The sequence below is a fragment of the Candidatus Zinderia endosymbiont of Aphrophora alni genome (genome assembly GCF_964019745.1).
In the GTDB taxonomy this organism is placed as follows: domain Bacteria; phylum Pseudomonadota; class Gammaproteobacteria; order Burkholderiales; family Burkholderiaceae.
Genome location: NZ_OZ026462.1, coordinates 133679 through 149277, shown reverse-complemented (window position 1 = coordinate 149277; position 15599 = coordinate 133679). Strand labels below are relative to the sequence as shown.

Genomic DNA, 15599 nt, shown 5'->3' with positions numbered 1-15599 from the left:
AAATGTTTACTGGAATAATAAATAATATTGGTATTATAACAAAAATTAAAAAAAAAAATAAAAATATTAATATTAATATTGAAGCACAAAAAATATTTATTAAAAACATTAAATTAGGAGATTCAATTTCAATTAATGGTGTTTGTACAACAATATTTAAAAAAAATAATATTTCTTTTAATATAAATATATCTAAAGAAACTTTAAAAAAAATTAAAATATTTAATAAATTTGAAAAAATTAATTTAGAAGAAGCATTAACAATAAATAAAAAAATAAATGGACACTTATTAAGTGGTCATATAGATGATATAGGAAAAATCAAAAATATACAAAATATTAATGAATCATATAAATTTATTATAAAAATACCTAATTTTATTAAAAATTATATAATATATAAAGGATCAATTGCTATAAATGGTGTTTCATTAACAATTAATAAAATTTTTAATATTAAAAAAAAAAATTATATAAATTTAAATATTATACCATATACTATGAATAATACAATATTTAAACATATGAAAATTAATGATAATGTTAATATAGAAGTGGATTTTTTTTCTAAATATATAGAAAATATAATATATTATAAAAAAATAATATTTTAAATATAAAAATATGATTAAAGAAGAATTATTGGAAATTAAAGGAATTATTAAAAAAATTTTACCTGATTCAAAATTTAAAGTTATTTTAAAAAATGGTCATGAATTAATTGCTTATACATCTGGTAAAATACGTTTAAATCATATTAGAATTTTACCAGGTGATAAAGTTACTTTAGAAATTTCACCATATGATTTAAATAAAGGTAGAATAACATTTAGACATTTGAAAAAATAATTTTTTTAAAATTATTTTTTTAACCTGATAATTACCTACTTTCACACTAGTTATAGTACTATCATCGGCGCAAAATCGTTTCACTTTCTTGTTCGGAATGGTAAAGAGTGGTTCCAATTCGCTATGATTATCAGGCTAATTAAAATAATAATTTTAAAAATTTTATTTTTAAATTTATATAAAATTTAAAAATAAAATTTTTTTTTATTTAAAATAAAAATATCATAGAATAATAAGTCTCACGGGTAAATTAGTATCAGTTAGCTAAACATATTACTATGCTTACACATCTGACCTATCAACGTTCTAGTCTAGAACAACCCTTTAGAAAAAAAATTTTTTGGGAAATCTAATCTTAGGGTAAGCTTCCCGCTTATATGCTTTCAGCAGTTATCTTTTCCGAACATGGCTACTCGGCTATGCCACTGGCGTGACAACCGATACACTAGAGGTTCGTCCACTTCGGTCCTCTCGTACTAGAAGCAGCTCCCTTCAAATTTCCAACGCCCACGGTAGATAGGGACCAAACTGTCTCACGACGTTTTAAACCCAGCTCACGTACCACTTTAAATGGCGAACAGCCATACCCTTGGGACCTACTACAGCCCCAGGATGTGATGAGCCGACATCGAGGTGCCAAACTCCCCCGTCGATATGAACTCTTGGGGGGAATTAGCCTGTTATCCCCAGAGTACCTTTTATTCGTTGAGCGATGGCCATTCCATACAGAACCATCGGATCACTATGTCCTACTTTCGTATCTGCTCGACTAGTCAGTCTCGCAGTTAAGCACGCTTTTGCCATTGCACTATCAGTACGATTTCCGACCGTACTTAGCGTACCTTTGAGCTCCTCCGTTACTCTTTAGGAGGAGACCGCCCCAGTCAAACTGCCTACCATGCACTGTTCTTAATCCGGATAACGGATTAAAGTTAGAATTTCAAATAAAAAAGGGTGGTATTTCAACAACGACTCAATAAAAACTGGCGTTTTTATTTCATAGTCTCCCACCTATCCTACACAAAATTATTTAAAAATCAATACAAAGCTACAGTAAAGGTTCATGGGGTCTTTCCGTCTAGCCGCGGGTAGTTTGCATCTTCACAAACATTTCAATTTCACTGAGTCTCAGGAGGAGACAGTGTAGCCATCGTTACGCCATTCGTGCAGGTCGGAACTTACCCGACAAGGAATTTCGCTACCTTAGGACCGTTATAGTTACGGCCGCCGTTTACTGGGACTTCACTCAAAAGCTTTCACTTTATCATTTAATCTTCCAGCACCGGGCAGGCGTCACACCCTATACATCCACTTACGTGTTAGCAGAGTGCTATGTTTTTATTAAACAGTCGCAGCTACCATTTTTTTGCAACCTTTTTTTGTTTTTTAAGAAGTATAAAATTATTAACTAATAAAGGCATACCTTCTCCCTAAGTTACAGTATTAATTTGCCGAGTTCCTTCTCCTGAGTTCTCTCAAGCGCCTTAGAATATTCTTCTCATCCACCTGTGTTGGTTTACGGTACGGCCTTTAATATACTGAAGCTTAGAAGATTTTCTTGGAACTACTATTTAATTGCTTTATAAAAATATTCGTTTCATATTTTTGAATTATATTATCGGATTTTCCTAATAAACTTCTTAAATATAAAAACCAAGATTTCCAACACTTGGACAATTTTTAGCAATTCGTCTCTTCATCGCATATATTAAAGGTATAGGAATATTAACCTTTTTTCCATCGATTACGCATTTCTGCCTCACCTTAGGAACCGACTAACCCTGTTTCGATGAACGTTGAACAGGAAACCTTAGATTTTCGGCGTGAAGGATTTTCACCATCATTATCGTTACTTATGTCAGCATTCGCACTTCTGATACTTCCAGTTTTTTTCACAAAAAACCTTCTCAAGCTTACAGAACGCTCTCCTACTATATTTTTTTTAAAAAATATTCATAGCTTCGGTAATTAGCTTTAGCCCCGTTACATTTTCCGCGCAAAATGACTAGATCAGTGAGCTTTTACGCTTTCTTTAAAGGATGGCTGCTTCTAAGCCAACCTCCTGATTGTTTTAGACTTTTCACTACGTTTTCCACTTAGCTAATTTTAGGGACCTTAGCTGATGATCTGGGTTGTTTCCCTCTCGACGCCGGACGTTAGCACCCGACGTCTGTCTCCTAAGCTAACACTTACCGGTATTCGGAGTTTGCAATGGTTTAGTAAATTTTAACAATCCCCTAGCCATAACAGTGCTCTACCCCCGGTAGTGAATACTTAAGGCACTACCTAAATAGTTTTCGGAGAGAACCAGCTATCTCCAAGTTTGATTGGCCTTTCACCCCTACTCACAGCTCATCCCCTAATTTTTCAACATTAGTGGGTTCGGTCCTCCAATAAATTTTAATTTACCTTCAACCTGGCCATAAGTAGATCACTTGGTTTCGGGTCTATATCCAAAGACTAAACGCTCTATTAAAACTCGATTTCTCTACGCCTACCTTATAAAAGTTAAGCTTGCCATTGAATATAACTCGCTGACCCATTATACAAAAGGTACGCAGTTACTATTAAAAATATAAAAATTATATTAAAAAGCTCCTACTGTTTGTATGCATATGATTTCAGGATCTATTTCACTCCCCTTCAGGGGTTCTTTTCACTTTTCCCTCACGGTACTTGTTCACTATCGGTCAATTACGAGTATTTAGCTTTAGAGGATGGTCCCCCTATATTCAGACAAGATTTCACGTGTCTCGCCCTACTTATATATAAATTTAGTTTTATATAATTTATTTAATATAAAGGACTATCACCTGTTATAGTTGAATTTTCCATTTCATTCTACTATAAATTATATTATATTTTATAAGCTTTTCCCATTTCGCTCGCCACTACTAAGGGAATCTCATTTGATTTCTTTTCCTACAGTTACTTAGATGTTTCAGTTCACTGCGTTAGCTTTATTTATCTATATATTCAATAAATAATGACTTTTAAAAAGTCAGGTTTTCCCATTCGGAAATCTGCGGGTCGATACTTGTTTGCTAGTTATCCGCAGCTTATCGCAAGCTACTACGTCCTTCATCGCCTGTAATTGCCAAAGCATTCATCATATGCACTTAATTTTTTTATTCTCTATAATATTAAATAAATCTTAAAAATTAATATATTTTTTTAATATATTTTGTTTCTCAAAAAAATCTTACTCTATTTAGTAAAAAATAAAATAATAATAAATATAAATATTTAATTTTATGTTCCTCTAAAAGGAGGTAATCCAGCCGCACCTTCCGATACGGCTACCTTGTTACGACTTCACCCCAGTCACGAATCCTGCCGTAGTAATCGCCATCCTTTTTTTTTAGGTTAAGTTAATTACTTCTGGCAAAACTCGCTTCCATGGTGTGACGGGCGGTGTGTACAAGACCCGAGAACGTATTCACCGCGACATGCTGATCCGCGATTACTAGCGATTCCATCTTCATGCAGTCGAGTTGCAGACTACAATCCGGACTACGATACACTTTTTGGATTAGCTCTTCTTTGCAAATTTGCTGCCATCTGTATGTACCATTGTATGACGTGTGAAGCCCTACTCATAAGGGCCATGAGGACTTGACGTCATCCTCACCTTCCTCCGGTTTGTCACCGGCAGTTTTATTAAAGTGCTCTTAACGTAGCAATTAATAATAAGGGTTGCGCTCGTTGCGGGACTTAACCCAACATCTCACGACACGAGCTGACGACAGCCATGCAGCACCTGTGTTTTAGTTCTTTTTCAAGCACTTTTAAATTTCTTTAAAATTCTAAACATGTCAAGAGTAGGTAAGGTTTTTCGCGTTGCATCGAATTAATCCACATCATCCACCGCTTGTGCGGGTCCCCGTCAATTCCTTTGAGTTTTAATCTTGCGACCGTACTCCCCAGGCGGTCTACTTGACGCGTTAGCTACATTACTGAATCAATAAAAATCCAACAACTAGTAGACATCGTTTAGGGCGTGGACTACCAGGGTATCTAATCCTGTTTGCTCCCCACGCTTTCGTGCATGAGCGTCAGTGTTATCCCAAGGGGCTGCCTTCGCCTTTGGTATTCCTTTATATATCTACGCATTTCACTGCTACATATAAAATTCTACCCCTCTCTAATACACTCTAGCTATACAGTCATAAATGTAGTTCCTTGGTTAAGCCTAGGGATTTCACATCTATCTTATATAACCGCCTGCGCACTCTTTACGCCCAGTAATTCCGATTAACGCTAGCACCCTACGTATTACCGCGGCTGCTGGCACGTAGTTAGCCGGTGCTTATTCTTCAGGTACCGTCATCCATTTTAAATATTAGTTAAAATTATTTCTTCCCTGACAAAAGAGTTTTACAACCCTAAGGCCTTCTTCACTCACGCGGTATTGCTGGATCAGGATTTCTCCCATTGTCCAAAATTCCCCACTGCTGCCTCCCGTAAGAGTCTGGACCGTATCTCAGTTCCAGTGTGGCTGATCATCCTCTCAGACCAGCTACTGATCATTGCCTTGGTAAGCTTTTACCTTACCAACTAGCTAATCAGATATCGGCCGCTCAAAAAGCATAAGGTCTTTCGATCCCCTACTTTAATCCTTAGATATTATGCGGTATTAGCTAATTTTTCAATTAGTTATCCCCCACTTTAAGGTACGTTCCGATATATTACTCACCCGTTCGCCACTTGCCACCAAAAACAAAAAACATTTTCGTGATGCCGTTCGACTTGCATGTGTAAAGCATACCGCCAGCGTTCAATCTGAGCCAGGATCAAACTCTTTAATTTTAAAAAAATAACTTATAATTTATTTTAAATACTTATAAAAATTTTACAAAAACAAAAAAACTTTTAATAAAAATAAAATTTATATTTAAAAATTAATTAAATTAATATAATATAATTAAATATTATATATAATTTTTAATATAATTTTTATTATCAATATATTATTATTTTCAAAAAATTAAAATAATTTTTTTTAAATTAAATTATATAATTTTTTTTATATAAATATAAAATATTCTTTTAATATATTATATTATATTTTATTTAAAAAGTAAACAATATTTAAAAAAATTTTTAATATTTTTTTAAATAATTTTAAATAATTTTAAATAATTTTAAATAATTTTAAATAATTTTAAATAATTTTAAATAATTTTAAATAATTTTAAATAATTTTAAATAATTAATAATTTATTAAAATTTTTAATTAAAAAAATATATATTTTATTTATATAAATAAAAATATTTATTTATTAAATTTTAATAAAATATTAAATTAATAAATTAATAAATTATTAATTATTTTTTAATACTATAATAAAAATAATTAACAATTTATCTATATAAATTTATATATATTTTATCTATATAAAAAAAATAAATTTAAAAATTAATAATAATATTTGTTCATTAAGTTTTATTAAAATATTAAATTAATAAATTAATAAATTAATAAATTATTAATTATTTTTTAATACTATAATAAAAATAATTAACAATTTACCTATATAAATTTATATATATTTTATCTATATAAAAAAAATAAATTTAAAAATTAATAATAATATTTGTTCATTAAGTTTTATTAAAATATTAAATTAATAAATTATTAATTATTTTTTAATACTATAATAAAAATAATTAACAATTTACCTATATAAATTTATATATATTTTATCTATATAAAAAAAATAAATTTAAAAATTAATAATAATATTTGTTCATTAAGTTTTATTAAAATATTAAATTAATAAATTAATAAATTATTAATTATTTTTTAATACTATAATAAAAATAATTAACAATTTACCTATATAAATTTATATATATTTTATCTATATAAAAAAAATAAATTTAAAAATTAATAATAATATTTGTTCATTAAGTTTTATTAAAATATTAAATTAATAAATTATTAATTATTTTTTAATACTATAATAAAAATAATTAACAATTTACCTATATAAATTTATATATATTTTATCTATATAAAAAAAATAAATTTAAAAATTAATAATAATATTTGTTCATTAAGTTTTATTAAAATATTAAATTAATAAATTAATAAATTATTAATTATTTTTTAATACTATAATAAAAATAATTAACAATTTACCTATATAAATTTATATATATTTTATCTATATAAAAAAAATAAATTTAAAAATTAATAATAATATTTGTTCATTAAGTTTTATTAAAATATTAAATTAATAAATTATTAATTATTTTTTAATACTATAATAAAAATAATTAACAATTTACCTATATAAATTTATATATATTTTATCTATATAAAAAAAATAAATTTAAAAATTAATAATAATATTTGTTCATTAAGTTTTATTAAAATATTAAATTAATAAATTATTAAATTATTAATTATCTTTTAATACTATAATAAAAATAATTAACAATTTACCTATATAAATTTATATATATTTTATCTATATAAAAAAAATAAATTTAAAAATTAATAATAATATTTGTTCATTAAGTTTTATTAAAATATTAAATTAATAAATTATTAATTATTTTTTAATACTATAATAAAAATAATTAACAATTTACCTATATAAATTTATATATATTTTATCTATATAAAAAAAATAAATTTAAAAATTAATAATAATATTTGTTCATTAAGTTTTATTAAAATATTAAATTAATAAATTAATAAATTATTAATTATTTTTTAATACTATAATAAAAATAATTAACAATTTACCTATATAAATTTATATATATTTTATCTATATAAAAAAAATAAATTTAAAAATTAATAATAATATTTGTTCATTAAGTTTTATTAAAATATTAAATTAATAAATTATTAATTATTTTTTAATACTATAATAAAAATAATTAACAATTTACCTATATAAATTTATATATATTTTATCTATATAAAAAAAATAAATTTAAAAATTAATAATAATATTTGTTCATTAAGTTTTATTAAAATATTAAATTAATAAATTAATAAATTATTAATTATTTTTTAATACTATAATAAAAATAATTAACAATTTACCTATATAAATTTATATATATTTTATCTATATAAAAAAAATAAATTTAAAAATTAATAATAATATTTGTTCATTAAGTTTTATTAAAATATTAAATTAATAAATTATTAATTATTTTTTAATACTATAATAAAAATAATTAACAATTTACCTATATAAATTTATATATATTTTATCTATATAAAAAAAATAAATTTAAAAATTAATAATAATATTTGTTTATTAAGTTTTATTAAAATATTAAATTAATAAATTATTAATTATTTTTTAATACTATAATAAAAATAATTAACAATTTACCTATATAAATTTATATATATTTTATCTATATAAAAAAAATAAATTTAAAAATTAATAATAATATTTGTTCATTAAGTTTTATTAAAATATTAAATTAATAAATTATTAATTATTTTTTAATACTATAATAAAAATAATTAACAATTTACCTATATAAATTTATATATATTTTATCTATATAAAAAAAATAAATTTAAAAATTAATAATAATATTTGTTCATTAAGTTTTATTAAAATATTAAATTAATAAATTATTAATTATTTTTTAATACTATAATAAAAATAATTAACAATTTACCTATATAAATTTATATATATTTTATCTATATAAAAAAAATAAATTTAAAAATTAATAATAATATTTGTTCATTAAGTTTTATTAAAATATTAAATTAATAAATTATTAATTATTTTTTAATACTATAATAAAAATAATTAACAATTTACCTATATAAATTTATATATATTTTATCTATATAAAAAAAATAAATTTAAAAATTAATAATAATATTTGTTCATTAAGTTTTATTAAAATATTAAATTAATAAATTATTAATTATTTTTTAATACTATAATAAAAATAATTAACAATTTACCTATATAAATTTATATATATTTTATCTATATAAAAAAAATAAATTTAAAAATTAATAATAATATTTGTTCATTAAGTTTTATTAAAATATTAAATTAATAAATTATTAATTATTTTTTAATACTATAATAAAAATAATTAACAATTTACCTATATAAATTTATATATATTTTATCTATATAAAAAAAATAAATTTAAAAATTAATAATAATATTTATTCATTAAGTTTTATTAAAATATTAAATTAATAAATTATTAATTATTTTTTAATACTATAATAAAAATAATTAACAATTTATATATATAAATTTATATATATTTTATTTATATAAACAAAAATTAATAAAAATATTAATTTATTATATCTTATTAATGATATTAAATTAATAAATTAATAAATTAATAAATTAATAAATTAATAAATTAATAAATTAATAAATTAATAAATTAATAAATTAATAAATTAATAAATTAATAAATTAATAAATTAATAAATTAATAATTATTTTTTAATATTTTTATAAAAATAACTAATAATTTATTTATATAAATTTATTAAAATATTAATATTTATATTATAATCTTTTTATTTTTAATATTAAAAATAATTAATAACTTATTGTAAAATTAATTAATTTAAATATTATTTAATAATAATTATTAAATTAATTTATTTAAATAATATTTTTATGTTTATTATAAAAATAATTAATAACTTAATTTATTATAAAATTAATTTAATAAAACATTATTTAATAACTTTATTTGTTATAAAACTAATCTAATAAAACATTATTTAATAACTTAATTTGTTATAAAACTAATCTAATAAAACATTATTTAATAATTTAACTCGTTATAAAACTAATCTAATAGTTATAAAATTAATCTAATAAAACATTATTTAATAACTTAATTTGTTATAAAACTAATCTAATAAAACATTATTTAATAACTTAATTTGTTATAAAACTAATCTAATAAAACATTATTTAATAACTTAATTTGTTATAAAGCTAATCTAATAAAACATTATTTAATAACTTAATTTGTTATAAAACTAATCTAATAAAACATTATTTAATAATTTAACTCGTTATAAAACTAATCTAATAGTTATAAAACTAATCTAATAAAACATTATTTAATAACTTAATTTGTTATAAAACTAATCTAATAAAACATTATTTAATAACTTAATTTGTTATAAAACTAATCTAATAAAACATTATTTAATAACTTTATTTGTTATAAAACTAATCTAATAAAACATTATTTAATAACTTAATTTGTTATAAAACTAATCTAATAAAACATTATTTAATAATTTAACTCGTTATAAAACTAATCTAATAGTTATAAAATTAATCTAATAAAACATTATTTAATAACTTAATTTGTTATAAAACTAATCTAATAAAACATTATTTAATAACTTAATTTGTTATAAAACTAATCTAATAAAACATTATTTAATAACTTAATTTGTTATAAAGCTAATCTAATAAAACATTATTTAATAACTTAATTTGTTATAAAACTAATCTAATAAAACATTATTTAATAATTTAACTCATTATAAAACTAATCTAATAGTTATAAAATTAATCTAATAAAACATTATTTAATAACTTAATTTGTTATAAAACTAATCTAATAAAACATTATTTAATAACTTAATTTGTTATAAAACTAATCTAATAAAACATTATTTAATAATTTAACTCGTTATAAAACTAATCTAATAGTTATAAAATTAATCTAATAAAACATTATTTAATAACTTAATTTGTTATAAAACTAATCTAATAAAACATTATTTAATAACTTAATTTGTTATAAAACTAATCTAATAAAACATTATTTAATAATTTAACTCGTTATAAAATTAATCTAATAAAACATTATTTAATAACTTAATTTGTTATAAAACTAATCTAATAAAACATTATTTAATAACTTAATTTGTTATAAAACTAATCTAATAAAACATTATTTAATAACTTAATTTGTTATAAAGCTAATCTAATAAAACATTATTTAATAACTTAATTTGTTATAAAACTAATCTAATAGTTATAAAATTAATCTAATAAAACATTATTTAATAACTTAATTTGTTATAAAACTAATCTAATAAAACATTATTTAATAACTTAATTTGTTATAAAACTAATCTAATAAAACATTATTTAATAACTTTATTTGTTATAAAACTAATCTAATAAAACATTATTTAATAACTTAATTTGTTATAAAACTAATCTAATAAAACATTATTTAATAACTTAATTTGTTATAAAACTAATCTAATAAAACATTATTTAATAACTTTATTTGTTATAAAACTAATCTAATAAAACATTATTTAATAACTTAATTTGTTATAAAACTAATCTAATAAAACATTATTTAATAATTTAACTCGTTATAAAACTAATCTAATAGTTATAAAATTAATCTAATAAAACATTATTTAATAACTTAATTTGTTATAAAACTAATCTAATAAAACATTATTTAATAACTTAATTTGTTATAAAACTAATCTAATAAAACATTATTTAATAACTTAATTTGTTATAAAGCTAATCTAATAAAACATTATTTAATAACTTAATTTGTTATAAAACTAATCTAATAAAACATTATTTAATAATTTAACTCATTATAAAACTAATCTAATAGTTATAAAATTAATCTAATAAAACATTATTTAATAACTTAATTTGTTATAAAACTAATCTAATAAAACATTATTTAATAACTTAATTTGTTATAAAACTAATCTAATAAAACATTATTTAATAATTTAACTCGTTATAAAACTAATCTAATAGTTATAAAATTAATCTAATAAAACATTATTTAATAACTTAATTTGTTATAAAACTAATCTAATAAAACATTATTTAATAACTTAATTTGTTATAAAACTAATCTAATAAAACATTATTTAATAATTTAACTCGTTATAAAATTAATCTAATAAAACATTATTTAATAACTTAATTTGTTATAAAACTAATCTAATAAAACATTATTTAATAACTTAATTTGTTATAAAACTAATCTAATAAAACATTATTTAATAACTTAATTTGTTATAAAGCTAATCTAATAAAACATTATTTAATAACTTAATTTGTTATAAAACTAATCTAATAAAACATTATTTAATAATTTAACTCGTTATAAAACTAATCTAATAGTTATAAAATTAATCTAATAAAACATTATTTAATAACTTAATTTGTTATAAAACTAATCTAATAAAACATTATTTAATAACTTTATTTGTTATAAAACTAATCTAATAAAACATTATTTAATAACTTAATTTGTTATAAAACTAATCTAATAAAACATTATTTAATAATTTAACTCGTTATAAAACTAATCTAATAGTTATAAAATTAATCTAATAAAACATTATTTAATAACTTAATTTGTTATAAAACTAATCTAATAAAACATTATTTAATAACTTAATTTGTTATAAAACTAATCTAATAAAACATTATTTAATAACTTAATTTGTTATAAAGCTAATCTAATAAAACATTATTTAATAACTTAATTTGTTATAAAACTAATCTAATAAAACATTATTTAATAATTTAACTCGTTATAAAACTAATCTAATAGTTATAAAATTAATCTAATAAAACATTATTTAATAACTTAATTTGTTATAAAACTAATCTAATAAAACATTATTTAATAACTTTATTTGTTATAAAACTAATCTAATAAAACATTATTTAATAACTTAATTTGTTATAAAACTAATCTAATAAAACATTATTTAATAATTTAACTCGTTATAAAACTAATCTAATAGTTATAAAATTAATCTAATAAAACATTATTTAATAACTTAATTTGTTATAAAACTAATCTAATAAAACATTATTTAATAACTTAATTTGTTATAAAACTAATCTAATAAAACATTATTTAATAACTTAATTTGTTATAAAGCTAATCTAATAAAACATTATTTAATAACTTAATTTGTTATAAAACTAATCTAATAAAACATTATTTAATAACTTAATTTGTTATAAAGCTAATCTAATAAAACATTATTTAATAACTTAATTTGTTATAAAACTAATCTAATAGTTATAAAATTAATCTAATAAAACATTATTTAATAACTTAATTTGTTATAAAACTAATCTAATAAAACATTATTTAATAACTTAATTTGTTATAAAACTAATCTAATAAAACATTATTTAATAACTTAATTTGTTATAAAACTAATCTAATAAAACATTATTTAATAACTTAATTTGTTATAAAGCTAATCTAATAAAACATTATTTAATAACTTAATTTGTTATAAAACTAATCTAATAGTTATAAAATTAATCTAATAAAACATTATTTAATAACTTAATTTGTTATAAAACTAATCTAATAAAACATTATTTAATAACTTAATTTGTTATAAAACTAATCTAATAAAACATTATTTAATAACTTTATTTGTTATAAAACTAATCTAATAAAACATTATTTAATAACTTAATTTGTTATAAAACTAATCTAATAAAACATTATTTAATAACTTAATTTGTTATAAAACTAATCTAATAAAACATTATTTAATAACTTTATTTGTTATAAAACTAATCTAATAAAACATTATTTAATAACTTAATTTGTTATAAAACTAATCTAATAAAACATTATTTAATAATTTAACTCGTTATAAAACTAATCTAATAGTTATAAAATTAATCTAATAAAACATTATTTAATAACTTAATTTGTTATAAAACTAATCTAATAAAACATTATTTAATAACTTAATTTGTTATAAAACTAATCTAATAAAACATTATTTAATAATTTAACTCGTTATAAAACTAATCTAATAGTTATAAAATTAATCTAATAAAACATTATTTAATAACTTAATTTGTTATAAAACTAATCTAATAAAACATTATTTAATAACTTAATTTGTTATAAAACTAATCTAATAAAACATTATTTAATAACTTAATTTGTTATAAAGCTAATCTAATAAAACATTATTTAATAACTTAATTTGTTATAAAACTAATCTAATAAAACATTATTTAATAATTTAACTCATTATAAAACTAATCTAATAGTTATAAAATTAATCTAATAAAACATTATTTAATAACTTAATTTGTTATAAAACTAATCTAATAAAACATTATTTAATAACTTAATTTGTTATAAAACTAATCTAATAAAACATTATTTAATAATTTAACTCGTTATAAAACTAATCTAATAGTTATAAAATTAATCTAATAAAACATTATTTAATAACTTAATTTGTTATAAAACTAATCTAATAAAACATTATTTAATAACTTAATTTGTTATAAAACTAATCTAATAAAACATTATTTAATAATTTAACTCGTTATAAAATTAATCTAATAAAACATTATTTAATAACTTAATTTGTTATAAAACTAATCTAATAAAACATTATTTAATAACTTAATTTGTTATAAAACTAATCTAATAAAACATTATTTAATAACTTAATTTGTTATAAAGCTAATCTAATAAAACATTATTTAATAACTTAATTTGTTATAAAACTAATCTAATAAAACATTATTTAATAATTTAACTCGTTATAAAACTAATCTAATAGTTATAAAATTAATCTAATAAAACATTATTTAATAACTTAATTTGTTATAAAACTAATCTAATAAAACATTATTTAATAACTTAATTTGTTATAAAACTAATCTAATAAAACATTATTTAATAACTTTATTTGTTATAAAACTAATCTAATAAAACATTATTTAATAACTTAATTTGTTATAAAACTAATCTAATAAAACATTATTTAATAATTTAACTCGTTATAAAACTAATCTAATAGTTATAAAATTAATCTAATAAAACATTATTTAATAACTTAATTTGTTATAAAACTAATCTAATAAAACATTATTTAATAACTTAATTTATTATAAAACTAATCTAATAAAACATTATTTAATAACTTAATTTGTTATAAAGCTAATCTAATAAAACATTATTTAATAACTTAATTTGTTATAAAACTAATCTAATAAAACATTATTTAATAATTTAACTCATTATAAAACTAATCTAATAGTTATAAAATTAATCTAATAAAACATTATTTAATAACTTAATTTGTTATAAAACTAATCTAATAAAACATTATTTAATAACTTAATTTGTTATAAAACTAATCTAATAAAACATTATTTAATAACTTAATTTGTTATAAAACTAATCTAATAAAACATTATTTAATAATTTAACTCATTATAAAACTAATCTAATAGTTATAAAATTAATCTAATAAAACATTATTTAATAACTTAATTTGTTATAAAACTAATCTAATAAAACATTATTTAATAACTTAATTTGTTATAAAGCTAATCTAATAAAACATTATTTAATAACTTAATTTGTTATAAAACTAATCTAATAAAACATTATTTAATAATTTAACTCATTATAAAACTAATCTAATAGTTATAAAATTAATCTAATAAAACATTATTTAATAACTTAATTTGTTATAAAACTAATCTAATAAAACATTATTTAATAACTTAATTTGTTATAAAACTAATCTAATAAAACATTATTTAATAACTTAATTTGTTATAAAACTAATCTAATAAAACATTATTTAATAACTTAATTTGTTATAAAACTAATCTAATAAAACATTATTTAATAATTTAACTCGTTATAAAACTAATCTAATAGTTATAAAATTAATCTAATAAAACATT

Annotated in this window: 2 protein-coding genes and 3 rRNA genes; 2 read left to right on the top strand and 3 right to left on the bottom strand. The window is 18.5% G+C overall.

Going from position 1 to position 15599, the window contains the following annotated elements; all coding sequences use genetic code 11:
• The first annotated feature begins 2 nt into the window (after positions 1 to 2).
• Positions 3 to 614: a riboflavin synthase gene (locus AACL00_RS00720; protein WP_339045107.1), complete on the top strand. Its 612-nt coding sequence runs from the start codon at positions 3 to 5 to the stop codon at positions 612 to 614.
• A 10-nt stretch (positions 615 to 624) separates the two neighbouring features.
• Positions 625 to 849 (top strand): translation initiation factor IF-1, encoded by a 225-nt coding sequence (infA, locus tag AACL00_RS00715; RefSeq protein ID WP_339045106.1) that lies wholly within the window; start codon positions 625 to 627, stop codon positions 847 to 849.
• Positions 850 to 871: 22 nt separating this feature from the next.
• Here infA and rrf read toward each other — a convergent pair.
• The 3 genes from rrf to AACL00_RS00700 form a co-directional block, all read right to left on the bottom strand.
• A 5S ribosomal RNA gene (gene rrf, locus AACL00_RS00710) occupies positions 872 to 984 on the bottom strand.
• A 91-nt stretch (positions 985 to 1075) separates the two neighbouring features.
• Positions 1076 to 3982, bottom strand: a 23S ribosomal RNA gene (locus AACL00_RS00705).
• Between the two features lie 132 nt (positions 3983 to 4114).
• Positions 4115 to 5658: ribosomal RNA gene (locus AACL00_RS00700) — 16S ribosomal RNA — on the bottom strand.
• The 16S, 23S and 5S rRNA genes sit together here, the layout of an rRNA operon.
• Between the last annotated feature and the right edge of the window lie 9941 nt (positions 5659 to 15599).